Origin of the sequence: Paraburkholderia sediminicola (assembly GCF_046026895.1) — a bacterium.
Classification (GTDB): Bacteria; Pseudomonadota; Gammaproteobacteria; order Burkholderiales; family Burkholderiaceae; genus Paraburkholderia; species Paraburkholderia sediminicola_C.
On sequence record NZ_JAQQEU010000089.1, the window covers coordinates 1 to 26,813 of the forward strand.

The 26,813-nt window shown below is 63.9% G+C and carries 17 protein-coding genes and 2 pseudogenes; 8 read left to right on the forward strand and 11 right to left on the reverse strand.

The window, feature by feature from the left end:
* Nucleotides 1-3,361: autotransporter outer membrane beta-barrel domain-containing protein (locus tag PQR02_RS34755; RefSeq protein WP_408242349.1), on the forward strand; the 3,361-nt coding region annotated here is incomplete at its 5' end.
* Between the two features lie 126 nt (nt 3,362-3,487).
* Here the strand turns inward: PQR02_RS34755 and PQR02_RS34760 are convergent.
* Both PQR02_RS34760 and PQR02_RS34765 read right to left on the reverse strand, forming a co-directional pair.
* Nucleotides 3,488-3,706 (reverse strand): annotated as a pseudogene (locus PQR02_RS34760) (integrase core domain-containing protein); the annotation flags it as partial.
* A 374-nt stretch (nt 3,707-4,080) separates the two neighbouring features.
* A complete protein-coding gene (locus tag PQR02_RS34765; RefSeq protein WP_408242351.1) occupies nt 4,081-4,584 on the reverse strand; it encodes a hypothetical protein in 504 nt (167 codons plus the stop codon).
* A 380-nt stretch (nt 4,585-4,964) separates the two neighbouring features.
* Between PQR02_RS34765 and PQR02_RS34770 the strand changes: the two genes are divergently transcribed.
* Nucleotides 4,965-5,174, forward strand: coding sequence for a hypothetical protein (locus PQR02_RS34770; protein ID WP_408242353.1), 210 nt, complete (start codon nt 4,965-4,967; stop codon nt 5,172-5,174).
* A 7-nt stretch (nt 5,175-5,181) separates the two neighbouring features.
* Entirely contained in the window at nt 5,182-7,254 is a 2,073-nt protein-coding gene (locus PQR02_RS34775) for a glycogen debranching protein (protein ID WP_408242355.1), read from the forward strand.
* Nucleotides 7,255-7,381: 127 nt separating this feature from the next.
* Here the strand turns inward: PQR02_RS34775 and PQR02_RS34780 are convergent, their stop codons facing one another.
* The 5 genes from PQR02_RS34780 to ptsP all read right to left on the reverse strand — a co-directional run bounded on the left by PQR02_RS34780 (nt 7,382) and on the right by ptsP (nt 15,359).
* A complete protein-coding gene (locus tag PQR02_RS34780; RefSeq protein ID WP_408242357.1) occupies nt 7,382-8,626 on the reverse strand; it encodes a complex I 51 kDa subunit family protein in 1,245 nt (414 codons plus the stop codon).
* A 21-nt stretch (nt 8,627-8,647) separates the two neighbouring features.
* Nucleotides 8,648-10,297, reverse strand: a complete 1,650-nt coding sequence (locus PQR02_RS34785) for an FAD-binding protein (RefSeq protein WP_408242359.1) — start codon at nt 10,295-10,297, stop codon at nt 8,648-8,650.
* 15 nt (nt 10,298-10,312) lie between these two features.
* Nucleotides 10,313-10,951 carry a 4Fe-4S dicluster domain-containing protein gene (locus tag PQR02_RS34790; RefSeq protein WP_408242361.1) on the reverse strand — a complete coding sequence of 213 codons (639 nt, stop codon included), beginning with the start codon at nt 10,949-10,951 and terminating at the stop codon, nt 10,313-10,315.
* Nucleotides 10,952-11,018: 67 nt separating this feature from the next.
* Entirely contained in the window at nt 11,019-12,797 is a 1,779-nt protein-coding gene (gene ptsG / locus PQR02_RS34795) for a PTS glucose transporter subunit IIBC (RefSeq protein ID WP_408242363.1), read from the reverse strand.
* A gap of 21 nt (nt 12,798-12,818) precedes the next feature.
* Entirely contained in the window at nt 12,819-15,359 is a 2,541-nt protein-coding gene (gene ptsP / locus PQR02_RS34800; protein WP_408242365.1) for a phosphoenolpyruvate--protein phosphotransferase, read from the reverse strand.
* Between the two features lie 543 nt (nt 15,360-15,902).
* Between ptsP and PQR02_RS34805 the strand changes: the two genes are divergently transcribed.
* Together PQR02_RS34805 and PQR02_RS34810 are read left to right on the forward strand one after the other, a co-directional pair.
* Entirely contained in the window at nt 15,903-16,229 is a 327-nt protein-coding gene (locus PQR02_RS34805; protein WP_408242367.1) for a hypothetical protein, read from the forward strand.
* Nucleotides 16,230-16,277: 48 nt separating this feature from the next.
* Nucleotides 16,278-17,270 (forward strand): 2-hydroxyacid dehydrogenase, encoded by a 993-nt coding sequence (locus PQR02_RS34810; protein WP_408242369.1) that lies wholly within the window; start codon nt 16,278-16,280, stop codon nt 17,268-17,270.
* Here PQR02_RS34810 and PQR02_RS34815 read toward each other — a convergent pair.
* The 3 genes and pseudogenes from PQR02_RS34815 to PQR02_RS34825 all read right to left on the reverse strand — a co-directional run.
* A pseudogene (locus tag PQR02_RS34815) lies at nt 17,260-18,138 on the reverse strand (phosphoketolase family protein); the annotation flags it as partial. The gene PQR02_RS34810 and the pseudogene PQR02_RS34815 sit on opposite strands and share 11 nt — an antisense overlap.
* Nucleotides 18,021-18,944: an ATP adenylyltransferase family protein gene (locus PQR02_RS34820; RefSeq protein WP_408242381.1), complete on the reverse strand. Its 924-nt coding sequence runs from the start codon at nt 18,942-18,944 to the stop codon at nt 18,021-18,023. The gene PQR02_RS34820 and the pseudogene PQR02_RS34815, both read right to left, overlap by 118 nt.
* A gap of 138 nt (nt 18,945-19,082) precedes the next feature.
* Nucleotides 19,083-19,568, reverse strand: a complete 486-nt coding sequence (locus tag PQR02_RS34825; RefSeq protein WP_408242371.1) for an adenosine-specific kinase — start codon at nt 19,566-19,568, stop codon at nt 19,083-19,085.
* 422 nt (nt 19,569-19,990) lie between these two features.
* Between PQR02_RS34825 and PQR02_RS34830 the strand changes: the two genes are divergently transcribed.
* On the forward strand, nt 19,991-20,923 hold the full coding sequence (locus PQR02_RS34830) for a LysR family transcriptional regulator (RefSeq protein WP_408242373.1): 933 nt from the start codon (nt 19,991-19,993) through the stop codon (nt 20,921-20,923).
* A gap of 48 nt (nt 20,924-20,971) precedes the next feature.
* On the opposite strand, the gene PQR02_RS34835 is transcribed toward PQR02_RS34830, so the two are convergent.
* The gene (locus tag PQR02_RS34835; RefSeq protein WP_408242375.1) at nt 20,972-21,643 is read right to left on the reverse strand and encodes a peroxiredoxin-like family protein; all 672 of its coding nucleotides are present in this window, start codon (nt 21,641-21,643) and stop codon (nt 20,972-20,974) included.
* A 374-nt stretch (nt 21,644-22,017) separates the two neighbouring features.
* Between PQR02_RS34835 and PQR02_RS34840 the strand changes: the two genes are divergently transcribed.
* Together PQR02_RS34840 and PQR02_RS34845 are read left to right on the forward strand one after the other, a co-directional pair.
* A complete protein-coding gene (locus tag PQR02_RS34840; RefSeq protein WP_408242377.1) occupies nt 22,018-22,785 on the forward strand; it encodes an SDR family NAD(P)-dependent oxidoreductase in 768 nt (255 codons plus the stop codon).
* Nucleotides 22,786-23,220: 435 nt separating this feature from the next.
* The gene (locus PQR02_RS34845; RefSeq protein ID WP_408242379.1) at nt 23,221-26,757 is read left to right on the forward strand and encodes an ATP-binding protein; all 3,537 of its coding nucleotides are present in this window, start codon (nt 23,221-23,223) and stop codon (nt 26,755-26,757) included.
* Nucleotides 26,758-26,813: the final 56 nt, after the last annotated feature.

A 26,813-nucleotide genomic window follows, 5' to 3' on the forward strand; every position in this document is an offset into this window, starting at 1 on the left:
TGCGACGCTCGGCAACGGCATCTTTACGCTGGCGGCGCCGACCTCGTCGTTCAATGTGGACCTTGCTCTCGCCAATGAGTCCGCGTCGGCCACGGGCTGGGATGGCACCACGTTGACGAAGGAAGGGGCGGGCAATCTGCTCCTGTCAGCCGTCAATACCTATACCGGTCCCACCCTGATCGATGCGGGAACGTTGACGGCAGGCATCGCCAATACAATGGCCGACAGCAGTGCGGTCACCGTGGCCTCAGGAGCGACCCTGGCGCTGAACGGCTTCAACCAGATCATCAACGGGCTGTCCGGTGCCGGTACGGTGAGTCTGGGTTCGGCGGTGATGACCGCCAATAACACCGGAAGCACCACCTTCGCCGGCCTGGTGTCCGGCACCGGCAGTGTCACCAAGACCGGTCCCGGCACCCTGACCCTGTCCGGCGCCAACACCTATAGTGGCGGAACGACGATCGCGGCCGGCACCCTCACGGCGACCAACGGTTCGGCCCTGGGCACGGGTGCAGTGACCGACAATGCCACCCTTGACCTGGGCTTTACCGCCAACGGCAGTCTGGCCAACACGCTCACCGGCACGGGCCTCGTGCAGAAGACCGGAACCAGCACGGTCACCCTGAGCGGAACCGGCTCGAATGTGGGCAGTGTTGACGTCCAGCAGGGAACGTTGCAGTTCGGCCAGACCGGCCTGTTCAACGCGACGGGCTACGCGACGCAGAGCGGCGCGACCACGGCCGTAGGCGGCGCCTCGCAACTGGCGCTGACCGGTGCGTTCACGCAGGCCGCTGGCTCGGCGCTGGATGTGACGCTGGGCTCCAATAACCCGATCATCACGGCGGGAACCGCAGCGCTGGACGGCGACCTTAGCGTTACTGGCTTCTCGGCCAGCGCGCCGACGTCCGCGAGTGCGCTGACCGGCACCGAATTCACGGTCGTCCATACGACCGGGGGGATCACCGGCGGCTTCAGTTCGGTCAGTCTTGGCGGTGCCGCGAGCAAGGTGGATTATTTGACGCTGGCGGGCCGCAGGACAGCCAGTAACCTGAATTACGACGTCGGCTTCGGCCTGACCTGGCAGGCGGGCGCGACACTCGGCAACGGCGTGTTTACGCTGGCCAATGGGTCGGACACGTTCAATGTCGACGTGGCGCTGTCCAACCAGGCCGCGTCGGCCACCGGCTGGAGCGGCACGGACCTGACCAAGAATGGCGCGGGCACGCTGACGCTGTCGGCACCCAATACTTACACCGGTCAGACGATCATCAATGGCGGCACCCTGGCGACCGGGATTGCCAACACCTTCGCCACGAGCTCGGCGGTGACTGTGAACAGTGGCGCGACATTGGCCCTGAACGGGTTCCCGCAGCTCGCTAACGACCTGTCGGGCACCGGCAGCATCACACTCGGTTCGGCCACGCTGACGGCCAACAACGAGGCAACGAATACGGCGTTTGCCGGCACGATCAGTGGCGCGGGCAGTCTGGCCAAGACCGGCGCGGCGACCCTGACGCTGTCGGGCGTCAATACCTACGCGGGCGGCACCACGATCTCGGCCGGCACCCTGAGCGGTTCCGCGACCAGCTTCGGCAGCGGCGCCATGCTTGACAATGCCTCACTCGTGATCAATCAGCCCACCGATGCGAGCTTTGCCAATCCGATCAACGGCACCGGCACCTTCACCAAGTCAGGCGCCGGCTCCCTCAACCTGACTGGCACCGGCACGCTCTCCGGGGCCACCACCGTGGCGGCCGGGCGCCTCGCCGTGAATGGATCCCTCGCCAACTCCGCGGTGACTGTCCAGAACGGCGCCGTCCTGGGCGGCAACGGTACGATCGGCCGGACTTCCATCCTCTCAGGCGGCACAGTCGCTCCGGGCAATTCCATCGGTACGCTCGCCGTCAACGGTCCGTTCGCCCAGACCACGGGGTCCACCTACCAGGTGCAGGTGGACCCCGGCAGCACCGCCTCCGACCTGATCCGGGTCAACGGCGCGGCCACGCTGGCCCCCGGCGCCACCCTCGACGTCGTCAAGATCGTTCCCGGCGCGTATTCGGCGAACTCGAACTACACCGTGCTCACCGCCACTGGCGGCGTGAGCGGTACCTATACCCTCACTGGAGATGTCAGCGGCGCGTTCTATGCCCTGACCGACATCTACGACCCCAACAACGTGTATCTGAGCGCCGTCCGGGTCCGCAACTTTGTCGATGCAGCCCAGACGCCCAATGAGATCGCCACCGCCGGGGCCCTGCAGAATCTGCCTGACGGGAACCCGGTCAAGAACGCGGTCACCGCGCTGGCGACCGATGCCGAGGCGCGCGGGGCCTTCAACCAGCTTTCCGGCGAGATCCACGCCTCGATCAAGACGGCACTGGTAGAAGACAGCCGGTACATTCGTGACGTCGCGGTCGATCGCGTACGGCAAAGCTTCTGCATGCCGGCTGCCGCGAATCCGATCGCGAGCGCACGCCTGACGGCCCCGGCTGCCCCTGCCTCCACTGCTAATGACGAGTGCGCAGCACACCAGACCGAGCCCATGGCGTGGGCGCATGTTTTGGGCGCGTGGGGGCACGTGAACGGCGACGGCAATGCGGCGACCTTGCGGCAAAACCTCGGCGGGTTCCTGGTGGGCGCGGACACGACAATCGCGCAGCAATGGCGGGTGGGTGTGCTGGCCGGCTATAGCGGTGGGAGCTTCAATGTCGACGACCGCAGTTCTTCGGCTGGCAGCGACAACTATCATGTGGGTCTCTATGGTGGCACGCAATGGGGCAACGTGGGTGTCCGGGCGGGCGCGGCCTACACATGGCATTCGATCAACACCACCCGCTTGCCAGCGTTTGCCGGCTATGCGGACAACCTGAAAGACAGCTACAACGCTCACACCGTGCAGGTATTCGGCGATATTGGCTACCGGATGGCTGTGCAGCAGGTCGCGCTCGAACCGTTCGCCAGCGTTGCCTACGTCAACCTGCATACCGGCAGCGTCAACGAGCAGGGTGGCGCGGCCGCACTGGCCGGCGAAGGTGGCAGCACGAATTCGACCTTCACGGCGGTGGGCGTGAGAGGAGCGATCGATTTCGCATTAGGCAACCGGACGGTGGTGACAGCAAGCGGCACGCTGGGATGGCGGCATGCATTCGGCAACGTGGTGCCGACATCGACGCTGGCATTCGCGGGCGGCAGTCCCTTCGTCGTCGCTGGGGTGCCGATCGCGCGCAACGCCGCCCTCATCGAGGCGGGGCTGGATTTTCAGATCACGCCCAAAGCGTCGCTCGTCGTGACCTATGGCGGCCAGTTTGGCAGTGGCACCACCAGCCAGAGCGTGCAGGGTACCCTCAAGGTCCGGTTCTGAGTGTTTTGTTGTCCCGTGGTGCCCGGAGAAACACAGAGCGGTTACATGCTTCTCAGAAGCTGGGCAGCAGAGCGAGTGTCACGTTACGCTGCTGAACTGCTCGGATTTCCTGGACAGGTCCCGGAGTTAGTGTTCCACGTTTAGACCGCCTCCGATTTCAGGTTGAAGGCGGAATTGCCGGGCGAATTCGCCCGGCGTCAGCTCGTTGAGCGCCATGTGAGGCCGACTCTCATTGTGGTCGCGACGCCATGCTTCGATCTCGCGTCTGGCCTCGGCAAGCGATGCGAACCAGTGCAGGTTCAGACATTCGTCCCTGAACGATCCATTGATCGTGTCGATGAATGAAAAGATTCGAAGACGGGACAACGCCTTACGCCGCGAAGACGCTCATGGACGCTCACATTCGTGGTTTGTAAACGAAACGAAATCGCACGAATAAAAATAGGCGATCCGATGGAGTTTCGAAAGATGTATTGTCGGGACATTACATGCCGTGCGGTTGTCGGCGCGCGCTCGGCGTGGAGTGAAGGTTGCCAACATTGCGCAATGGCCCACGCGGTCGCATAAGGCCGAGGTTCGGTGTGCGCTCGAGGCGAGCAAACAGCAACGCTGCGCTCTCTCGGTGACGGCGAAATCGGGCGTATTCAGTCGTCTTCGCAATACGCAAAGTTTCGACGTGCGCAGCGGTCAGCGCATGCGGAACGCTCCGGCTGCTCTCGCTAGAACAGTTTGCGCTGGCTTGGATCGAATTGTGGATCGGGCGATCTCTGCGTTTGTCGTAGGACCCCCTGATCGTCGAAGTAAAAGTTGTATATCAGATGTTCGATGTTGTTCTCCACGTAACGGTACGACCACACCTCTCTGTTCATTCGCTTGAAGTAGGCGGTTTCGAAAGGGCGGCCAAAGTTGACGAGCACGTCGTTCCGAGTCCACTTTCCCACTTCCGCCCGAAAGAACTCGTTGTCCCGAAGTACTTGCCGAACACTTAGCACTTTGCCGGAAGCGTCGATGTCGGCTGCGGTTGTCGTCATACCCATGGGTTGAGTCGGCCACATCAGGCGCTTGCCGCCGTTCGGCAGATCGTAGGTTTCCTTGGGGGGACCCAGGCGGGCAACGAGTGCGGACTGGTCGGCGCCAGCCTCGACCTGTCGATACGGCTCGGTACAAGCCATGAGTACCAACACCGCGGTACACACGGTCAGGAATGCAAGTCGGTTAAGCATGGAAGTACTCCGCTATCGGTGATCGGGCCTGGCAGCCTCCGTTCTGAATTGCCCCACGGCTTGATGAACGAATGCAGGCGTGAGTTGCTGTCAAACGTATTCGCTGCGCCTGAAACAATGAAGCTTCGATAGCCCTATTGGCCAGTGAGTTGTCGACGCAGCCGCGGGGATTTTCTTGAAAACTTCATTGCTCAACATATCATTGCATAGTGCACGAGAGGCCTATAGGCAATAAAAAAAGACGAACCGGCGGGACTTGATCAATACAACGGCGAAGCCGCAGACTGTTCGAAAGGGTCAGCCGGATGGCGGGCGAGTCGAAATCGCCGACTGGTCTTGCGCTGCTGGCGTCCGCGCCGGAGCAACGCGAGGGAACAATCATGAACGATGTCCCCACAATCAACACCGCTCGCGAGGCAGAGAGCGCGTCGAGCGAAAATCGCAACGCCGTGTTCCGGCACGAGGTGGAACGCGTGGGCACCGTGTGGCAGGCTCGCTCGAAGCCTTTGTCTTCCGGTCGTGCGATCCGCCTGTACTGCGTGCGCATCTGGGACGCCCGAGCGATGCAAGTCAACCCTGCCGAGCCATAAAGCCGCGATGGAACGCAGCTATCCATTGCAGCCGGGTTCGAGATTCCCGCTTGGCGCGACGCTCGTGTCCGGCGGCGTCAACTTCTGCGTGTTCTGCCGCCACGCAACGGAAGTCGAGCTTCTCCTTTACGCCGGTCCGGACAGTCCGGAGCCGTTTCAGGTGATTTCGCTCGCGCCCGAGACCAATCGCACGTTTTTCTTCTGGCATGTGTTGGTGGAAGATCTGCCGTTGCACTGTTCTTACACCTGGCGCGCGCATGGCCCGCATGCGTTGCCGCAGATCAGCGACGAATCCGCTGGCCGCAGGGAGCTTCTCGATCCTCACGCGCACGCAGTGAGCGATCGCCTCTGGAACCGACAGCGCTCCGCGGATCCGGCCCACACCGGTCGCGCGTCAATGAGGGCGATCGTCACCGAACCGGTCCGCACGCCCGACGCAGCGACCCTCCGCACGCTGGACGACGCGATCATCTACGAACTGCACGTCGGCGGCTTTACCCGTCATCCTTCGAGCGGTGTTGGATATCCCGGCACGTTCGCGGGTCTGATCGAAAAAATCCCCTATCTGCAGCATCTCGGCGTGACTCATGTGGAACTGATGCCGGTGATGGCTTTCGACGAGCAGGACGTTCCACCCGTAGTCGCTGCGAAGGGCTTGCGCAACTACTGGGGATACAGCACCCATAGCTTTTATAGCGCGCACCCGCGCTACTGTGTCGAACCCGCGCTTGCACCGCAGGAGTTCCGCTCGCTCGTCGACGCCTTGCATGCGGCGGGTATCTTCGTACTGCTCGACGTGGTGTTCAATCACACGGCGGAAGCCGGCACGACCGGCCCGGTGATCAACTTCAAGGTTCTCGCGAACGACCTCTTCTACCATTTCGATCCGGGCGCCGGCCAGCCTTACCGCGACTATACGGGCTGCGGCAATACGGTGAACTGCAGTCATCCGCTGGTGTGCGCGTTCATCGTGCAGTGCCTCGAATACTGGGTGCGTGAACTGGGCGTCGACGGCTTCCGGTTCGACCTCGCGAGCGTCTTCGCACGCGGCCCGCGCGGCGAATTGATGACGGTGCCTCCGCTGCCGTGGGCGATCGAGTCGTCGCCCACGCTGTCGCGCGTGTCGCTGATCGCGGAGGCGTGGGATGCGGCCGGCCTCAATCATCTGGGGGCCTTTCCCGGCATGGCATGGGCGGAATGGAACGGACGCTTCCGCGATGTGATCCGCCGTTTTGTGCGAGGTGATCCCGGACTCGTGGGGCAGGTCGCCACGTGTGTGGCCGGAAGCGCCGATCTCTATCAGGACGACGGGAGGCTGCCGTTCAACAGCATCAATTTCGTTACATGCCACGACGGCTTCACGCTGAGCGATCTCGTCGGCTATAACGCCAAGCACAATGAGGACAATGGAGAGGACAACCGGGACGGCAGCAACGACAACCTGTCATGGAATTGCGGCGCCGAAGGCGCGACAGATGATGCGCAGATCATCGAACTGCGCCATCGTCAGGCTAGTAACTTCATGGCGATCCTGCTCCTGAGCCAAGGTGTGCCGATGATCCTGGCAGGCGACGAGTTCCTGCGAAGCCAGCACGGAAACAACAACGCCTATTGCCAGGACAACGCGCTGTCGTGGATAGACTGGCGGTTTTCGGATCGAGCTTGCAGAATGCAGCGCTTCACGCGTGAGCTCATCGCGTTGCGCAAGCGACATGCGAGCCTGCGGCACCGGCGTTTCTTAACCGGGCTTCCTTCTAGCGGGCAGATGCATCCCGATGTCGCGTGGCATGGCGAGCGCTTGCACGCACCTGAATTTGGCGATCCCGAGGGCCGTCTGCTCGCTTTCACGCTCGCCGGGAAAGCACCCGGCGAGCCGCTGCTGAATGTGGTGTTCAACATGGGCGATGTCGCGCGTGTGGTTGCGCTTCCCGTCCTCGAAGGAAAGCGGCAGTGGCGGCGCATTGTCGATACCGCAGCCGCACCGCCGCGCGATATCGTTTCGCGCGTCGACGACGCGAGCGTCGAAAGCGGCCCATGTACCGTGCAAGCGCGCAGTGTCGTCGTTCTCGAAGAGGGGTGATGTGGCGGTTCCGGCGATATGCAAAACCTAGGGCCGTGTCGACATGACACGCTGTCCGAACATGACGCATCCGGCCGGGCTGCTGCTGATTCCGCATGAACCTCGCCGTCGGCATTGGCGTCAAAACCTATCCCATCAAAAGCGCCTCATACTCTTCCCGGAACTGGTTGACGGAACTCTCCACCACGGTCACCGCGCCGTCGATCAGACCGCAGCGTCCGCTGCCAGGAAGGATACGGCATAAGTTCTCCAACGCTTCGAGATCAGCGCGCACAGCGCGTCCAGTGTCGAGCCGATTGAGGAGCCGCATCAGCTGAAAGGTCCCGCCCTTGCAAGGCGGGCACTGTCCGCACGAACCCTGGGCAAAGAAGCTCACATACTCGGCGACTTTGCGGACGATGCTGGTGCCTTGCGACACGACGATCATCGCACCGGTGCCGAGACGCGAACGGCGTTGCCGCACCGAGTCGAAATCCAGCGCAACGTCGAGGTCGCGCTTCGTCAGCAGGGTGTTGGACGGGCCGCCCGTGAAGACCGCCTTGAATTCCTTGCCTAGCAACATTCCGCCGCCGTGCTGAAAGACGAGCGACGCGAGGCTCGTGCCCATGGGCAATTCGTACAGACCGGGATGCAGGACGTCGCCCGAGAGCGAGTAGAGCTTGGTTCCGGCCGCGTTCCCTATGCCGAGGTCGCGGTACCACTGCGCGCCATGACGCAAAATTCCCGGTACGTGCGCGAGTGTTTCGGTGTTGTTGACGATGGTCGGCGCGCCATGCACGCCCACCTCGGCAGGGAAAGGCGGTTTGCGGCGTGGAAACGGAAACCCGCCTTCCACGCTGGCGATCACGGCGGTTTCCTCGCCGCCGATGTACAGGCCCGAACTCGGCACGACGCGCAGTGCGACCGGGCCGCCGACCAGCCGCTCGACTGCGACGAACAACGCGTGCTGTTGCCACTGCTGCACCGCTTGACGTGTCGCTGCGAGGCAGAGCGGCTGATGCGGGTTGATGTAGAGGAACACGTGATTCGCACGGGTCGCCACCGCGGCGATGAGCGCGCCCTCGATCACCTGATGCGGCGTGTGCTCCAGCAGAAAGCGGTCCTTGAACGTGCCGGGCTCGTCTTCGTTGCCATTGCAGATGATGTATTTGTCGCCTTCACGGGCGGCGGCGACCGGCGTCCATTTGCGATGCGTCGCAAACCCGGCGCCGCCCATACCGCGCAAATCCGCGTCGGCGATTTCGGCGATGATGGCCTCCGGGTCCTGCAGCGCCTTGGCGAGTCCGTCTCCGCCACCGCGCGCAAGCCACGCATCGAGGTCCGCGCCGACCCGGATATCGTCTCTCAGAAGAACCTGACTAAGCTGTTCCATCGTCGCGCTCCGTGGATCGCATTAGCGGATGCCGCTCGGCGCATCCCCGCGCGCGCTCGGGCGCAAGCCGGCATCGACCCGCAGATCGAAATGAGCGTAGTCCGGAAAGAGCTGCGGTGCCTTCACGTGCAGGGGCAGCCCGGCCAAAGTCAGTTGCCGTTGCCACGCGTGAACGTGGCCGATGCCGGCACGGCTCGCCACGAAGCGTCCCCGCGATTGCGCCGCCGTGTCTCCGGCACGCCTCCCCATGCTCAGGATGTCGAGCAGCGCGTTGCCCATCAGCCGGTTGCGTCCGTGAATGCCGCCCGTGACCTCGCCGACGCAATACAGGCCGGGGACGCTCGTGGCGCCGTCCTTGTCGATCGCCACGCCGCCGTTCTGGTAGTGCAGGGTCGGGTAGACGAGGAAGGGCTCCTGCGCCGCATCGTGACCGCACTTGTGCGCGAGATGGCGCAGCGTCACGAGACGTTTTTCCAGAATGCCGGGGTTTTCCAGTTCGAGCGTCGGGGTGTCGAGGAATACGCCGATCTGCCCATCGCGTTCGATTCCGCGCCCTTGCGCACATTCGCGCAGGATCGCCGAAGCCACGATGTCACGCGGCTTGAGTTCGTCCACGAAGCGCTCGCCTTCGCCGTTGATCAGCCTCGCGCCAGCGGAGCGCGCGGCTTCCGAGATGAGTCCGCCCGCCAGGTGGGGCGGATACGCGATGCCGGTGGGGTGATACTGGAACGAGTCGAGCTCGCGCAGGTGCGCGCCGATTCGATAGGCGAGGACGAGTCCGTCGGCGGTGGCGCCGTAGTGGTTGGACGTCGGAAAGGCATTGAGGTGCAGCCGCCCGGCGCCGCCGGTGGCGAGGATCACGGCATGCGCGCGCACCAGCGAGAAGGTGCGCCATTCCAGGTTGTAAATCACGGCCCCGGCGCAGCGCCCCCGCTCATCGGACAGCAATTCGACGACGGGGCAGCGGTTCCACACGTCGATGCCAGGATCGAGATCCACCGCCTCGCGCAGCACGCGCATCATCTCCAGGCCGGTGTAGTCCCGATAGGAGAGAATGCGCGCGGCCGACGCCCCGCCGGGCTTTTTGCGCAGCAGGTTGCCGCCCATGGGCTGGTCTTCTTCCAGGTCGAACATCATGCCGAGCTGGATCAGCCAGCGAATCACATCGGGGCCGTCCATCACCATCTGCGCTACGAGTTCGGGTTCGCCGCAGAAATGCCCGGCGCGCAGCGTGTCCTCGAAGTGCAGTTGGGGGCTGTCGTCCTCTCCGATGGCGGCCTGGATTCCGCCTTCGGCCATCACGGTGTTGCTGTCACCCAGCCGCAGCTTGGTCGCGAGTATCACCCGCGCACCTTGCTTTGCCGCGGTGAGCGCCGCCGCGCATCCGCCGCCGCCGCCGCCGATGACAAGCACATCGGTGGTCACGAGCTGCGCGCCGGCGATGTCGACGTCGTCGATCAGCGCATTGGCTTGAAGATAGCGGGCAAGATCCTGCTGACAAGGCGCGCCGCGGTCGACCCCGACGCTTAGTGGAACGTGCGCATTGGACCCGTGGTCGGGATGGTAGCCCTTGAGCAGTTCATCGACGGACGCGTCATCGCTGCGTACCAAGGGCGTTAAACCGGGACGATAGCGTTCGCGTGCGGCTTCGTAAGGAATGCAGACGGGCATGATCTTTCGATCCGGTCAGCGCGGCGGCTGCGCGCCCGGCGCATCGAAATCGATCTTCATCTCACCGCTTTCGATCTGCTGCAGCCGCCGCATGAGATTGGCCGGCCGCAGCGACAGCGCTGCAATCATTCTTCGCACGAACAGGCCGAGATGATTCGGCCTGATATGTTCGGGGCAGGCGAGCGTGCAGAGATTACACATGACACATTCGTCGAACACCTCGCTCGACGCGGCCAGCTTGCCGTCCACCGCGAGATTCACGCCGCGCTGCACATCCAGTCCCTTCGGACACGCGCGATCGCAGCCGTTGCAGTGGCGACAGTGAGAGGCTTCAGGGAATATTTCGGAGATCGTGCGCAAGGTCTGCCAGCTGTCGCGGATGTCGTCGATGCGGTACACGTGACGTGCCGAAGCCGTGAAGTAATCGAGGAACGCGACTTGCATACCGTCTTCGATCAGAGTCTCGCAGGCAAGCGCAGTCTTCACCTCCTGCTCGCCGCTGCGCCGGACCATGACGCGGCATGAGCCGCATACCCCCTGGCCCATGCAGCCGACGCCCTCGACGAGCGTCTGCCCTGCATGCACGAAGGCCTGCAGGATCGAGCAATTCGCCGGGGCCTCGAGTTGGCGTCCTTCAATGCTCAGGCAAACCATCTTCTCGCACCCTTTTCCGCCTGGACGAACGCAGGCATCCTCAATAGCCAGGGTTGATTGTCGGCGCTTATCGCATTGCGCCAGCCAGGCTTTCCGCCTCCAGTCCGACGATCAGGTCTAGCTCGCCGCTGCTGAACGATTGCGTCGCGGGGACGCCGGCTGCCTTCAGCGCGGCGGTGTCGAGCCGCGACGCGTCGGACAGCACGACGCGCAGCCGCGTGGCGGCAAGCGCTTCGAGCTTCTGGATGTTGGCGGCGCCGCCGAGCGCCGCGCGGATCTTTTCCGCGCGCGCCGTCTGCTGGGTCGGGCTTTGCGCTGGAATCGCCGCGGCTGCAAGCGGAGCCGCGGCCTCAGCAGCAGGCGTACCCACCGGCGCGAGTTCAGCTTCGCTGCCCGCCGTTTTCAGGTACTCCTGCATGTCGGTCTTCATGTTCTCCGACAGCGGCCCGAAGATCGCCTGCACGCCGTTACCGACGCGCACCACGCCCGCTGCACCGAGCGCCTTGAGCTTGCCGTCGTCGACGAGCGCCGGATTGTCCACCGTGATGCGCAGACGCGTGATGCAGGCGTCCAGGCTCTTGATGTTGGAACGGCCGCCGAAGGCGAGCACGAGATCGCGCGAACGTCCGCCAACCCCGCTCGTGCCGACTACTGCCGCTTCGACAGTGTCGTCCTCGCGGCCCGGTGTCTTGAGGTTGAAGCGGGTTATCACGAAGCGGAACACGCTGTAATAGATGACGGCGTAGATCGGACCGAGGATCAAGACGTACCAGGCGTGAGTCGCCTTGTTGCCGATCAGGTTGAACATCAGGAAGTCGATACCGCCCTGCGAGAAAGTGAACCCCATGCGCATGCCGAGGGTGTTGGCAACGAACTGCGCCGACGCCGCGAGGCACGCGTGGATGAAGTAAAGGACCGGAGCAACGAAAAGGAAGGCGAACTCGATCGGCTCGGTGATGCCGGTGAGGAACGAAGTCAGCGCGGCCGAGACCATGATGCCCCCGACGGCGACCTTGTTCTCCGGCTTGGCGCAGTGCCAGATTGCGATCGCAGCGGCCGGCAGGCCGAACATCTTGAACAGGAACGCGCCCGCCAGGATGCCGGCGGTGCGATCGCCCGCGAAGAAACGGCCGATGTCGCCGTGAACCACCTTGCCGGTCGTCGGGTCCATGAAGCTGCCCGCCTCGAAGAAGAACGGCACGTTCCAGATGTGATGCAGACCGAACGGAATCAGCAGACGCTCGACGAAGCCGTAGACCGTCGCCGCGGTGCGCGGATCCGAAACCGCCGCCCACTGTGAAAACGCCTTGATTGCGCTGCCGATCGGCGGCCACACGATGGACAGGATCCCGCCGAGCACGATTGCGCCGATCGCCGTCACGATCGGCACGAAGCGCTTGCCCGCGAAGAAGCCGAGATAGGCCGGCAGCGCGATCCTGTAGTAGCGGTTGAACATCCATGCCGCCAGGCCGCCCGCCAGGATGCCGCCGAACACGCCGGTCTGGATCGACGGAATGCCCATGATCATGTCGGGCTCGACGCCTTCCGCCTTGGCGATCACGCCCAGGGTCGCCGTCATGACGAGGTAGCCGATTGTCGCGGCGACGCCTGAAACGCCATCGTTCTCGGTGAAGCCCAGCGCAACGCCGATCGCGAAGATCAACGGCAGGTTGCCGAAGATCACGTCGCCTGCGTTCTTCATGAGCGCGAGCACGATGAGCGGCACGTAACCGTGGAAGTCGGTCGCGCCCAAGCCGAGCAACAGTCCGGCCACGGGTAGCACCGCGACGGGCAGCATCAGCGATTTGCCGACCTTCTGCACGACTCCGAACGCGTTCTTGAACATGGTGGTCTCCCGCTGGCCAGCTTATTCGGCATAGGGGGTTAGGAGGGCGCGGACTTCGGCAGCGGTGCCGAGTTGCAGCACGCTGGCGGCGAGCTTGCGCGCTTCGTCCAGCGTGATCCTCGCGAGCTGGGCCTTGATGGACCCGACCGCCGGAATGCTGACCGAGAGTTCGTCGACGCCGAGGCCGACGAGTATGGGCACGGCCATCGCATCCGACGCGATGCCGCCGCAAACGCCGACCCATTTGCCATGCTTGTGCGCGCCGTCGACCGTCATGCCGATCAGGCGCAGCACCGCCGGGTGCAGCGCGTCGGCTTGCTTCGCGAGCTTCGGATGCCCGCGGTCCATCGCGAGCGTGTATTGCGTCAGATCGTTGGTACCGATCGAGAAGAAATCGACTTCGCGCGCAAGCGGCTCGGCGATCAGCGCGGCAGACGGCACTTCGATCATCACGCCGACCTTGACGCTGCTCGCGCGATCGCCGGCCTCTTCCAGCAGGATCTTTCTGGCCGCGCGCACTTCCTCGATCGCGGCGACCATCGGAAACATCACATGCAGATTGCCGATGGAGGCGGCGCGCAAGATCGCCCGCAGTTGCGTGCGGAAGATGTCCGGGCGGTCGAGGCTCACGCGCACGCCGCGCAGGCCGAGGAAGGGGTTGTCTTCCTCGGGCAGCGGCAGGTAGGAGAGCGGCTTGTCGCCGCCGACATCGAGCGTGCGGACCACGAGCGGACGTTCGCGGCCGAGCGCTTCGGCCACCGCGCAGTATTGCGCGGCCTGCTCATCTTCGGACGGCGCGGTGTCGCGGTTGTCGAACAGGAACTCGGAGCGCAGCAGGCCCACCCCTTCGGCGCCGGCCGCCACTGCATCACGCGCTTCCTGCGCATTGCGGATGTTCGCGGCCACCTCGACGCGATGACCGTCGGCCGTCACGGCAAGCTTGCTGGCGGCAAGCTTCTCTTCTTCGCGCTTTGCCGTCTGGCGCCCGATACGTTCGCGCGCTTGATCGAGCTCCGCGGCGCTCGGATTGCGCCGCAAGCTGCCATGCGTGCCATCGAGCACGACGAGCGTGCCATCGGGAAGCTGGAGCGCTTCTTCGTCGATGCCGCAAATCGCCGGGATACCCAGCGAGCGCGCGAGGATCGCGACGTGACTCGTGGCGCCGCCGGTCGTCGTGCAGAAGCCGACCACCTTGCTGCGATCGAGTGAGGCGGTGTCGGACGGCGACAGCTCCTCGGCGATCAGGATCGAATCGGCAGACACTGCAATCTGCGCCTGCTTCACGCCGGCAAGCAGCGCCAGCACGCGGCGGCCGACATCGCGGATGTCGCCGGCGCGTTCGCGCAAGAGCGGATTGTCGAGCGCATCGAGCGAGCGCGCCTGCGTCTCGAAAGCGGCGCGCCACGCGAAGCCCGCGCTCTTGCCTTCGCTGATCGCGCCGATGGCCAGGTCGCTAAGATCGGGGTCTTCGAGCAGTTCGAGGTGCGCGTCGAGGATTTGCGCCTTCGAGGGATCGGTGAGCCTGGCTTTGACCCCCTCGATCTGCTGACGCGCTTCGTGCCGGGCCGATTCGAGCCGCGCACGTTCGCGCTGCGGCGATTCGCCCGCTTCCGCGACGTCGATGACTTCCTGGCGGAACTGCACGATCTTGCCGACCGCGAGCCCGGGCGAGGCCGACACGCCGGCCAGTTCATTGGCGTCGGCGGGGGCCGCGCGCGTGGCGGCGACTGGAGCGGGCGACCCGGCGGCAGTTGCGGCAGCGGGGGCGTCGCCGGGCTTCTCGCCCGAACCGGCTGCCAGCAAGCGCGCAACCGCGGCGGCGGCTTCGCCCGCATCGGGACCGGCCGCCTGGACGCGGACCTTGTCACCGAACTTCGTCGCGAGCCCCATCAGCGCCACGACCGACTTGGCGTTCGCACTGTCGCCGCCGCGCAGCAGGCGGATGTCGGACTTGTACTTTTTCGCTTCGACGGCCACCACGGCGGCGGGCCGCGCGTGCAGGCCTGCGGGATTCGGCAGGGCGACTTCGCCGGAGACGATCGCGCCCGCCGCGCTGCCCGTGTCTACCACGGGCTCGCTGCCGGCGACGAGTTCGACAGACAGCGCCGTGTCCTTGCCCGCGGTGACGAGTCCTGTCGCGGGCACATAGCGCGTGACGAGATCGCCGTTGGCGATCACCATCTGCGTGAGCAGGCTTGCCGCCTTCGCCCCGACAACGAGTGGATCGAAACGGATCAGCGGCTGGCCAGTCACGACGGTATCGCCTTCCTTGACCAGCGGAGTGAAGCCTTCGCCGCGCAGCATCACCGTATCGAGCCCGATGTGCAGCAACACCTCGAGCCCGTTATCTCCGGTAATCGTCGCGGCGTGGTTCGCGCGATGCAGTTGCGTGACCTTGCCGGGCAGCGGGGAGAGCAGCTCGTCCGAGATCGGGTCGATCGATACGCCGTCGCCGACCATCTTCTGCGCGAAGACCGGATCGGGCACGGTTGCAAGCGGCACCATCACGCCCGAGAGCGGCGCCGCCAACTCGATGCGTATTGGAGGGTGAGGGGCTTTCATCTGCGCGACTCCTTTTGTTTGACGCCCGGTTGAAACATTTCGATCCGAGCGCCGCGAGCCCGGTCTTCGCTGTCGCGGATGGCCATAAGCTCAGGGGATTCGATTGGGTTAGGGTAAAACCCTGGGCTTGCCGGGGAGTTGCGCTGCGGAGGACTGAGGCCAGCCTAGCTCAATCATAGGCAACGACTTGGTGATTCGCTGACCGAATTAATGCGCTCGCGTTGCGTCGAGTTCCGTTTGTGAACTGATCGGCGTGGGGAGCTTGCCGGTTGAGACAGACCGGCTTCGTTGCGGGCAATTCCGAGGGAAAGAGGGTGCCGGCACGCGCGCCGCAAACAGTCATTGGCGCCCGCTGTCACGGCATCGGACCATGGTCGCATTGTCCTTCGATGTTTTTGAACCTACATTGGAAATTCACCTTCAGACGATCGGGAAGCTTTAATCCCAGCCGGTATGACCGGGCGGGCGTCAAGCGGGTATGTGGCGTTTCAGGAGCGGCGATTCCATTCGCCGTTGCCTCCTCGCGCCTCGAAAGGAACCGCCATGGATGCAGTTAGGACCTCGCTTGAAAGCCAGCAGCGCTTTACGTTGTTTTTGACGGCCGCGTGGGTGCCGCTTCCCGGCGTGAAGCGGCAAGCGGCGATGGTCGCGATGAAGAGCGGCGGCCCCACCGTGCGCTCCGGCGCCGCGTATCCGGTCGGCGTCGCGGGGCCGATCGTCTTTCTGTATGTCCTTAGCGCACTGCTCAAACCCAATATCGTGCGGCCGTCGCCCAGGCTCATCGAGACCGCCGCCTTGGGCCGCGAGCGCCACAACGGGGCGCTCACCTGCGCTGCCCTGCAGATCGCCGCGCTGCTGGCGTGCGCGTAGCACGCCGCCGCCGAATCCCTCAACCTCGACCAGCCACGGAGGCACACGATGGACATAGCCGTCTTCAGCGCGAAGCCCTACGACCGCGAGTATCTGAATGCCGCGAATGCGGCGCACCGCCATCGCCTCCAGTACTTCGACGTTCCCCTCGACATCGAGACGGTCGGCCTCGCCGCGGGGCACGGCGCCGTGTGCATCTTCGTCAATGACCGGGCGGATGCCGCGGTGCTGCAGGCGCTCGGGCGGGGCGGCACGAAGCTCGTCGCGCTGCGCTGCACCGGCTTCAACAACGTCGATCTGAAAGCCGCGGAGGACCTCGGGATCAAGGTGGTGCGGGTGGTGGACTACTCGCCGAATTCGGTGGCCGAGCATGCCGTCGCCTTGCTGATGGCGATCAACCGCAAGGTTCACCGCGCCTACAATCGCACGCGCGACTTCAATTTTTCGCTCGACGGTCTGATGGGCTTCGACCTGTGCGGCAAGACGGTCGCCGTGATCGGCACGGGGAAGATCGGCCGGGTCTTCAGCAAGATCATGGTGGGATTCGGCTGCGACGTGATCGGCTACGACAGGTTTCCGTCGCCGGAATTCGAGGCGCTGGGCGCGCGTTACGCGCTGCCGGGGGAAATCGGCGAGCGCGCGGACATCATCTCGTTGCACTGCCCGCTCACGCCCGACACCTATCACATCATCGACGCCGATACGCTCGCGCGCGCGAAGCCCGGCGCGCTCCTCATCAACACGAGCCGTGGCGCCCTCATCGACACCGAGGCGGTCATCGCGGCGCTGAGGAGCGGGCAGTTGGGCGGCCTTGCGATCGATGTGTACGAACAGGAGGCGAACCTGTTCTTCCGCGACCTGTCCGACACCATCATCACCGACGACATACTCCAGCGTCTCATCACGTTCCCGAACGTGATCGTGACGGGGCACCAGGCTTTTCTCACCCGCGAGGCGGTAACGACGATCTGCGCAACGACGCTGCAAAGCGTCACGGAGTTCGAGACGGGCAGCGCGCTTTCGAATCAGATTTCAGTTTGAACTCGGGCAGCCGCTCGCGCAAAATTGCCGTCGCCGCCAGTGCTTCCTGAGTGGCGACGTTGCCACACGCTGCCGTCACCACGTCCGGTTCCTCGCCCTCGTCGCTGCTCGCGCGCCGCCATACGCCCAGCCCTTTCGCGCAGTGCACGACCGTTTCGTCGATGGTGGTGAACTGCAGGTGCTTCTGCCCGTCCGCCACGATGATGTTGATGCAGTCAGTCGAGCGCAGACATTCGTCGGCCACCACGAGCAGCGTATTCGCGTCCGGCGGAAGGTAGACGCGCGTGACGGATGGGCTCTTGTTGGTGACGAGGTCGATGAAGCCTGGGTCCTGATGCGAGAAGCCGTTGTGATCCTGCCGCCACACGGTCGGCGATAACACGATGTTTTGCGACGATACCGGCGCGCGCCACGGCACATGGTTCTTGCAGACGTCCAGCCATTTCGCGTGCTGATTGAGCATCGAATCCACGACATGCGCGAAGGCCTCGTAGGTGTGGAAGAAGTCATGCCGCCCCGAAAGGAGATAGCCTTCGAGCCATCCCGCCAGCGTGTGCTCCGAGGGCATCTCCATCACCCGGCCGTCGCTCGACAGTTCTCCGCCGTCCTCGTCCTCGGGTAGCAGATCGGCCATTTTGCCGACCTCGTAGATTGACTGCAGACGACCGGATCGAAGACCGTTTCGGGCCGAAGCCCGCCATTGGCGGGCAAGTGATCTGTCTATGCGGCTGGGGCAGCCGCATCGACGCGCTATCGCGGAGCGGTCGCGGGCAGGGCGACTCGTTGCAGCGCGGCCATCGGACCGAGTTGCTCGATCACCTTCATCTGCGCCGCGTCGCGCACGAAGAGCGATCCGGCGAATCCCAATGCGTTGATCGATACACCCTCGACACGTTCTTCCGACCTTGGCACGAGCAGCATCCACCGGTGTGTCACGAGCAGGTTGTAGGGCGCCGATTGATGAAGCTCACCGCCGACCTCGACCGGTTGGACGCCGACCGCTTCGAGCAGCGCACGATAGCAGGAGAGGGCCGACTGCGCCGCATCCACAGAGGTCAAGGTGCCGGGCTCGAGACGCGCGAACGCATGCCGGAATGGCAGGCCTGGTACGCGTTGCGCCTGACCATCGACGAGCGTGGATGCAAGAATGGGCTCCATGGGGACCGCCGGTTCAAAGTCGCCGAGTGGCAGCGGGACGATTTGCAGATGCTTGTGCGCCTGACTCGCGCCGGCCGCAGCGCCTGCATTGTAGAAGCCGATGCCGTCGAACTCGGCCATACAGGTCATCAGCGACTCGAAGTCGGCCAGATTGAGGAGCGCTTCCTGCGGTTCGAAAGCGCGGGTGATGATCAGCAGATGATTGTCGATGACATTGAACTTGTTGAGCAAAGCCAGATGCGTGTCCGAGATGTCCGCGACAAAGAGATCCGGGTCGTAGGGAAGGAAGGGATTCACCGATGGGCGCTCGCCTCCGTGAAGCCCTCGCGTTTGCCGGCGCTGCTGCTCCTTGCGGCTCAGGCTGGAGACTTGCCGCACGACAAAGCGGATGCCGCCACTGTCGATCACCGCCTGGAAGGTTTCGATCGGGTGCAACGCGCCGCAGCGCAGTGCGTGCCCGGCCTGGCGCAGCATGGCAGGCCATAGGGTTCCTGGGGTGAGGCGGCGATTTTCCATGGTTGCTCGGGGCGACACGTTGGTCATTGGACATGGTCATTAATTGCTGCGCGCAGTGATACGAAGCCCATGTAGCGCTGCCTCCAACCTGGTAGGGCAGTCCGTGCGGCAGGCGGGACCGCATCCGCTTGATAGCCGCTAAAGCTTGTAACCGATCGTGCGCAACAGATCCTTGCGCCATTGCACGTCTTCCGCGCCTTCGACGCCGAGCGGCGAAAATCCGTCAATCACACCGACGATGCCACGGCCCTGATTCGTCTCTGCAATCAACACCTCGACGGGATTCGCTGTCGCACAGAAAATCCGGCATACCTCGGGCACGGCCTTGAGCGCGTTCAGCACGTTGACCGGGTAAAAGCCGTCCCCGAGAAAAACAAAGAAGCTGTGGCCCGCGGCGACGCTCATTGCGTTTTTGCAAGCCATCTCGATCAGGCTCGCCTCGGTGCCGGACTGGCGCACGAGGCGCTTGCCGGAAGCCTCGCAAAACGCCAGGCCGAACTTTATGCCGGGCACGGTGCCGACCATTGCCTCGTGAATATCCTCGACGGATTTGATGAAATGGGTTTGCCCGAGGATGAAGTTAGTGCTTTCGGGCTTGACGATTGTGACGGCGGACAATTGCATATCGGACCTCGCTCCGTTGCGACAGCGCACCGGTAGAGACGACAGATCACCGGCGAATGTGATTCCGGGAATTTTCGCCAGACAGTCCGCCGCTCTACCCCATCTCCAAGGCTAGTACTAACCGCTCGTCAGCGGAAGCACTGTTCGCCGATGAGGTCTTGTCAGCCTTCTGTTTTCTCGTTGGCGGTCGGCGTCCATGTACGCGCTGCGCGACGTTGCAGCTTCGATTGCGACAGCCGCGTCGAAAAGGGGGGACTGAAGCCGGCCCGGTTCTGGAGGTTCGCCAATCTGCTCCGTCAAGGCGTGGTTGTGCCCCAGGACGTCTGCGGCAGCCGGTGTTTCCGGCACCGGCGACAGCAGGAGCCGATGCTCGGTAGACTGTGCTGTCCGATGACAACAGACAGGTCGCAGGAGAGGAACGCATGGACCGCATGACGGCGATGGAAACGTTCGTAACCGTGGTGGACTCGGGTTCCTTTTCTGCCGCCGCACGCCGGCTGAAGCTGGGGCAGCCGGCGGTTTCGAAGTCGATTGCGCAACTGGAGGAGCATCTCGGCGCGCGGCTCCTGCTCCGTTCGACGAGAGGCCTGACGCCGACCGATGCGGGTCAGCGATTCTACGAGCACGCCCGCCATGCGATCGATGAGGCAGATCAGGCCGAACAGGCGGTGCGGCAATCGTCGGATGGTCTTTCCGGACGCTTGCGGATCAGTGCAGCCGTCACGTTCGCGCGACTGCATGTTTTGCCCGCGCTCAAGACCTTCCTCGACCAGCATCCGAAACTGAGTATCGACATCATCCTCGACGACCGTTCGATCGATCTGCTCGAACAGGGGGTCGACGTGGCACTGCGCATGGGCACGCTCGACGACTCGACGATGACCGCGCGACGCATCCTGCGAGGACGGCGGCTGGTTGTCGGGACGCCGCGCTATTTCGAAGAAGCCGGCACGCCGAAGACACCGGCGGACCTGAGCCGGCACCAGGCAATCGTCTACTCGGTGCGAGGTGGCGGCGAGTCGTGGGCGTTCAGCCGCGACGACGGCGCCGAGGTCACCGTCGTCGTGTCGGGCCGGGTCAGCGTGAGCGCCGCCGAGGGCATGCGCACGGCGGTGCTCGGGCACATGGGGCTCGCCGTCGCGTCGGAATGGATGTTCTCTCCCAAACTCGCCGACGGCACTGTGCAAGCGTTTCTCACCGAATGGACGCTGCCGCCCATCGACGTCTGGGCAGTCTTCCCATCCGGCCGCATGGCGACGACGAAGGCGCGCGCCTTCGTCGCTTTCGTCGAGCGCCTGCTTGGTGGGCGCGATGGCGGTACCGCAATCGACCCGGAATCCGCCTCTGCCGATTGATGTGCTGGGTTCAGAAAACAGCAGGATTGCGGCCACGAAGTTATCCGCTCACGCTTTCGCAGTGGCCTTTTCGAGCACCACGAGCATGTCGCCAGGATCGGCGTGGCGCGTGTAGTCACCATTGACTTCCGAGTACAGCACGATACCGTCGCGCCCAATGACGTAACGCGCAGGCACAGGCAGAGTCCAACTGGGATCGTCGTTGAACGCCGGGAGGTCGTTTCCCAGACGCCTGTACGGGTCGACCAGATAGCCAGGCAGCGCAAAGCCCAGGCCGAACGCTGCGCTGATCTCGCCGTTGAGGTCGCTCAGCAGCGGGAAAGCCAACCTGTTCTCGCGCACCGACTTGCGGCTATGAACCGGCGTCTGAGGCGAAATGGCGAGCACATTCGCACTGTAGGCGTGAATCCGCGGCAGGACTTCGTTGATCGCCTGAAGCTCGATGTTGCAGTACGGACACCATACGCCGCGATAGAACGTCACGACGAGTGGGCCCCGTGCGAGCAGATCGGCCGACGAGACGTCGTTGGCGTTATGGTCTTTCAGCGTGAATCGGGGTGCGCGGTCGCCAGCCTTGATGGCGCGGCGCGCCTGACCGCTCGCGATCAGTTCAGCAGTCGCGCGCTCCATGAGCGGGTGGATTCCCGGCGGTGCGTGATAAGGCGCTTTGCCGGCCTCGAAGTCGGCTTTGAAAGCGTCGAGTCGGTCTTGCAGTGCCATCGCGAATCTCCATGAGTAAGCGAGGCCATTGGGGGCTTTGCGATAGCCACAGGTTGACTCTTCCAGATCATCAGCAAAAGGCATCCGCCGTCGATAACAGCTATTCCGTGCAGGCATGTCACGCATGGGCGCATTCGCGGCCGCAACGAAGCAGCCCGGCGGCGATGACTCGCATCGCAACCAGGTGCCCCGGTTCGGAAAAGCGCGCCGCGCAGGAATAGCACCTATTCCTCACCGATGACTACCGCGTAGTCCGACACGAGCGGACGATACGCATCAACCAATGCATGAACGCATTGGCGCACATGCAGCGGTCCGTTAGTCCCTACGTCAGGTATTTGACGGCCCCTTGAAAACTCACTATCGAGGTAATCATGACTCAAGCTCTGAAAGGCAAACTGGCACTCGTGACCGGCGCTTCTCGCGGCATCGGCGCCGCCATCGCAACCCGTCTCGCGCGGGAGGGCGCCTCCCTCATCGTCCACTACGCGTCGAGTCCGGAGCGCGCGGAGGCGGTGGTCAAGGCGATCCGCGAGGCGGGCGGCGAGGCCGAAGCAGTGGGCGCCAATCTGTCGAAGCCGGAAGGCGTGACGGCATTGATCGATGCGGTGGGCGACGTCTTCGGCGGCAAGTTCGAAGGGCGGCTCGATATTCTCGTCAACAATGCGGGCACCGTCGAATACGGACCGTTCCTCGAGTCGTCGCAGACGTCCTATGACACGCACTTCAATCTGAATGTGCGGGCGCCGGTCGAGCTGGCAAAGGATGCGGCAAAGCGCATGATCCAGACGGGCTGGGGACGCATTATCAATGTGGGCTCCGCTTTCGGCGAAGCAGCGCCGCTGCCGGGCGTAACGCTTTACATCGCATCGAAATTCGCCATTCGGGGCTTCACACGCGGTCTTTCGCGCGAGCTAGGGAAGTACGGCGTGACCGTCAACGCGGTCCAGCCCGGCCCGATCGACACAGAGCTGTCTCCGCAGCCCGGGACGGAAGACCACGCAACGATGACCCGGCTCGCCAGCGTGGGCCGCTTCGGCAAGCCCGAAGAAATCGCGGCGGCGGTAGCGTATCTGGCGAGCCCCGAAGCGGGCTACACCACGGGTGAGAGTCTGACCGTCGATGGTGGCTGGATTGCCTGAGGATGCCGAAATGCGGTTTCGCGGGCATGCTGCGAGACGCGGATTGACTTCAGGACTGCAGAGCTTGGCGCTGGCATTCCCTACCTGCAGGAGGACCATCCTGAAGTCATTGGCGCTACTGTCAATGAGTGGCCAATTGGACCGAGGCGGCGGGGTCTGGCCCAAAACAATCGTTCACATTCCAGGCGGTTCTCTGATGGTACTGTGCGAGTCGCACGGCTGCTTAATCACGGAGTGCTGGCCTCCATGGGTTCTGGGGCGACGTGTGGGGCCGAACCGGTGGGACAAGCATGTGAGCCATTTATCGCGGCTCGGAGTAGGAACCTTGATCAACTGCCATGGATTTTCTGGTGAGTATAATCAACTGAATACCCGCCGCCTGAACCACGCTGTGTAGGGGAAGGGCCGGCAAAAGCGTTGACGCCTCTGGAATCCATGACCCGATCCGCGCAAGGGAATGTACTGGACCGCTTTCGCCGCTATCAACATCTGTTGATGTTCGGCGGCGGGGCCGCGATCACGGTGGTCGTGCTGGCCGCGTTCGTCATCAACGCGGTATCCATCTTGCGGGCCTATATCATGGTCCAGCATCGGGAAGTGTCGCTGAATGCAAACCAGCTCTCCGCCCTGTACACGCGCAACGCCGCGATTTTTCAAAACAATTTGCGGATCGTCGAAGTCGCCTGGAGGGCCGATGAACGGGCCGCCCCAGCCCTTGTCGACCAATTCAGCCACCACGGTCAGACGCTTCGTCTTCAGCAGGCGCCCGATCATGTGCCCGTGACGTTGGTCGGTGCATCTTTCGAAGTCCCGCCCGCCGCGGCGGTCAGCCGCTATATCCGGCTTGCTGAACAGATGAGTCGCGCGTTGACGGCCGTGGCAGAGCGAAACGGTGGCGTACTCAACTCGTGGTTGTACACCCCCGATCATGGGCTGTTGATGCTGGTAGCGGTGCCGTGGCCCGGTGATGCGCGGATGGCGAAGCTGCTTTCCGATCATGCCGCGCTTGTAGCCGCACTGACCGGCCCCAACGGCAATTTTCTTGCTCCGGACGAGAGGCCGTCGCGCGATCCCCGCACCGGGGGCGTCGCTCTGCGCTGGCTCCCCACCTACGAGAGTCCTTTGAATGGCAATCCGTCGATCCGGGCAGTAGCGACCGTATTCGACGACAAGCAGAAGCCGTTCGGCGTCGTTGTTTGCGAGTTGCCTGTGTCCCTTGTCACTGCTGCTCTGGGAAAGCCGGGCTCTGACGGCGCGCTTTTGTTTTTCGAGCACGACGGACGGGTGATCACGTCGGCGGCCGGCCATCCGGTTGACTCGCAGGCGATAACGGTCGCGCGCTTTTTGGGTACAGCGGGCATTTCCGATGCGACGGGGGCAATCTTTCGCAATGGCCACATGCTGTTTGCCTGGCCAGTCGGCACGACGGGCTCGACACTCGTTTTTGTCGAGCCGTGGCGTGCCATCGCGAAGGATGTGAGTGGTGCGGTGGGCGTGACGGCGGCAACGACGGGCATGATCATCCTGGTGATGTGGACGCTCATTCTGCTGTTCAATCGACGCGTCTTCCAGCCCGTTCTGACGCGATCACAACGGGTCTTCGAAAGCGAGCAACTGAGCCGGACGCTGGTTGAGACGGCGCCGGTCGGGCTGGGGCTGATTGCAATGGAGAGCGGAAAGCCGCTGTTGAGTAGCCCGACGATGATCGACACGGCAGCGCGGGTAGTCGTGCCGGCGCCAGCCCTGTCGGCGGAACCGGTTCGCCGTCATGGCCAGCGAGGCGGGGCAAGCGAGGCGAAACACGTGACTCACGAGGCGCTCACGCTCCCGACAAGAGAAGGCGGGACGATGGACCTCTCGGTGAGTGTGGTGGCGGCGCGCTACCAGGGGCAGGACGTGCTGGTGACGGCGTTCACGGACGTGACAGCGGAAAAGAACCTCGAGCGGCAACTGCGAGAGGCGAAGCAGGCGGCCGACTCGGCCAACGCGGCGAAATCGGCGTTCCTGGCGGCGATGAGCCACGAGATCCGCACGCCGCTGAACGCGATCCTCGGAAATCTGGAACTGCTGTCGCACTCGCAGCTTGATGCGTTGCAGCGCGACAGGGTGAAGACAATCCGCGGCTCGTCGGACGGGTTGCTTGCGATCGTCAGTAACGTGCTGGATTTCTCGAAGATCGAGGCCGGCGAAATGACGCTGGAGCGGATCGTGTTCGACGCCCAGGAGGTGGCCTCGCGGGCCCTGACAATATTCGGACCGGTGGCCCGGGCGAAGGGCTTGAGGTTGTCGGGCGAGTTCGGCAGCTCGGCGACCCAGCCGATGCAGGGCGATCCGCACCGGCTGGGCCAGGTGATGAACAACCTGCTGTCGAACGCCATCAAGTTTACCGACAGCGGCGGGGTCACGTTGCGGTTGTCGGTGCAGGCGGGCAACAACGATCAGGGCAGTCGCGACGTTCAGGACGATCAAGCCGACTGGCTGGTAATCGAAGTGGAAGACAGCGGGATCGGGATGTCGCACGAGCAGCAGGCGATGCTGTTTCAGGCGTTCAGTCAGGTCGATGCGACGATCAGCCGGCGCTTTGGCGGCACAGGTCTGGGGCTGGCGTTGTGCGCCCGGCTGACGGCTGCGATGGGCGGAACGATCGCGGTGCGCAGTGAGCCTGGCAAGGGCAGCATCTTTACGGTGCGAGTACCGCTGGGGGACCGTGAAGCCGCCGCTGGGTCGGACAGGCCGCATTTCTCGGGCGAACTGGTGCTGTTCGTGGCAGATGCGGACGCATGGCACGCGTATGCGTCCGCAGCGCTGGAGGCATGGGGGTTGAGGGTGCAGGCGTACCGGCATCCGGCACAACTCGATCCAGAGACGCTGGAGGAGGCGGACACGCTGATCCTCTGCGGCGAGCGCGGGACCTGGCATGCGGATGACGAGCGCGACCTGCTGGAAGAGTCGTCCTGGACGATCGACTGCAGTACGGAAGGTCCGGCCTATCCCGTCGCGACGGGACGGGTGGTAAAGGTGTCGAGCTATGGGCTCAAGGGGCTGGCCGCGGCGCTACGGTACACGTTGCAGGGCGAGCCGCTGGAAGTGGGCAACGAGACGCAGCGGGTGCTCTCGCGCCGGTTGAAGGTGCTCGTGGCGGAAGACAACGCGGTGAACCGGCAACTGTTCGAAGAGCAATTGAAGCTGCTGGGTTGCGAGCCGCAAGCGGTGGAAGATGGGCAGCAGGCGCTGGAGTGGCTGTCGCGGCAACGCTTCGACGTGCTGGTGACGGATCTGGCGATGCCGGTGCTGGACGGCTATGGACTTGCGCGCCAGGCCCTGGCGCGCTGGCCGGACATGCCGATCATAGCGGCGACGGCGAGTGCGACGCCGGAGGACCGAATGCGGTGCGAAGCGGCCGGGATGTCGCGGGTTTTGACCAAGCCGCTGCAACTGGATGAGCTGTCGGCGGTGCTGTCGGAGGTGACCGGCGTGCCGGGCATGCCGGTGGAAGCGGGGCGGCACGATGGTAAGCGTGATGGTGTGCTGGGCGGGCGGGCACTGCCGCAGCGGGTGCGAGCGGCGTTCCTGGAATCGTGCGAGGCGTCGCTGGCGGTGCTCCATGCAGCGTACGACGCCGGTGACGCTGCCCGGATACTCGCGGAGTTGCACTCCCTGCGGGGGGCCCTGGCCTTGTTCGGCTACAAAGCGCTGGCGGATGAGTGTGCTGAAATTCAAACTACGGTATTGCAGGAGGGTGTTCGCCCGGCGCTGAATATGATCGATGACTTCGACAGTCATTTGCGCGCAGCTATCGTGGCCGACGAGGGCAATTGGCGTCAAGTCCTGGAGCGAATCCTCGAGCTTGCGGCGCGGCCGCAACGGGACGACGCACTGCTGGAGATAGTCCGTCTCGTGCGTATGGCGTTGCCGCCGGTCGATCGGCGCGATGGAGAGGATGCGACCAGCGTCAAGGGTTTGTTACGCTGAAGTGTTAGCAAGGACAACGGAAAGAACGCGTGCCCCATGAAATTGACCGCCGTTGC

Coding starts and splice junctions, on each gene's coding strand:
- PQR02_RS34780 (WP_408242357.1), bottom strand. CDS start 8,626: ATGGAACAGCTTAGTCAGGTTCTTCTGAGAGACGATATCCGGGTCGGC.
- ptsP (WP_408242365.1), bottom strand. CDS start 15,359: ATGAAAGCCCCTCACCCTCCAATACGCATCGAGTTGGCGGCGCCGCTC.
- PQR02_RS34820 (WP_408242381.1), bottom strand. CDS start 18,944: ATGGAAAATCGCCGCCTCACCCCAGGAACCCTATGGCCTGCCATGCTG.
- PQR02_RS34765 (WP_408242351.1), bottom strand. CDS start 4,584: ATGCTTAACCGACTTGCATTCCTGACCGTGTGTACCGCGGTGTTGGTA.
- PQR02_RS34830 (WP_408242373.1), top strand. CDS start 19,991: ATGGACCGCATGACGGCGATGGAAACGTTCGTAACCGTGGTGGACTCG.
- PQR02_RS34790 (WP_408242361.1), bottom strand. CDS start 10,951: ATGGTTTGCCTGAGCATTGAAGGACGCCAACTCGAGGCCCCGGCGAAT.
- PQR02_RS34835 (WP_408242375.1), bottom strand. CDS start 21,643: ATGGCACTGCAAGACCGACTCGACGCTTTCAAAGCCGACTTCGAGGCC.
- PQR02_RS34845 (WP_408242379.1), top strand. CDS start 23,221: ATGACCCGATCCGCGCAAGGGAATGTACTGGACCGCTTTCGCCGCTAT.
- PQR02_RS34810 (WP_408242369.1), top strand. CDS start 16,278: ATGGACATAGCCGTCTTCAGCGCGAAGCCCTACGACCGCGAGTATCTG.
- PQR02_RS34825 (WP_408242371.1), bottom strand. CDS start 19,568: ATGCAATTGTCCGCCGTCACAATCGTCAAGCCCGAAAGCACTAACTTC.
- PQR02_RS34770 (WP_408242353.1), top strand. CDS start 4,965: ATGAACGATGTCCCCACAATCAACACCGCTCGCGAGGCAGAGAGCGCG.
- ptsG (WP_408242363.1), bottom strand. CDS start 12,797: ATGTTCAAGAACGCGTTCGGAGTCGTGCAGAAGGTCGGCAAATCGCTG.
- PQR02_RS34785 (WP_408242359.1), bottom strand. CDS start 10,297: ATGCCCGTCTGCATTCCTTACGAAGCCGCACGCGAACGCTATCGTCCC.
- PQR02_RS34805 (WP_408242367.1), top strand. CDS start 15,903: ATGGATGCAGTTAGGACCTCGCTTGAAAGCCAGCAGCGCTTTACGTTG.
- PQR02_RS34775 (WP_408242355.1), top strand. CDS start 5,182: ATGGAACGCAGCTATCCATTGCAGCCGGGTTCGAGATTCCCGCTTGGC.
- PQR02_RS34840 (WP_408242377.1), top strand. CDS start 22,018: ATGACTCAAGCTCTGAAAGGCAAACTGGCACTCGTGACCGGCGCTTCT.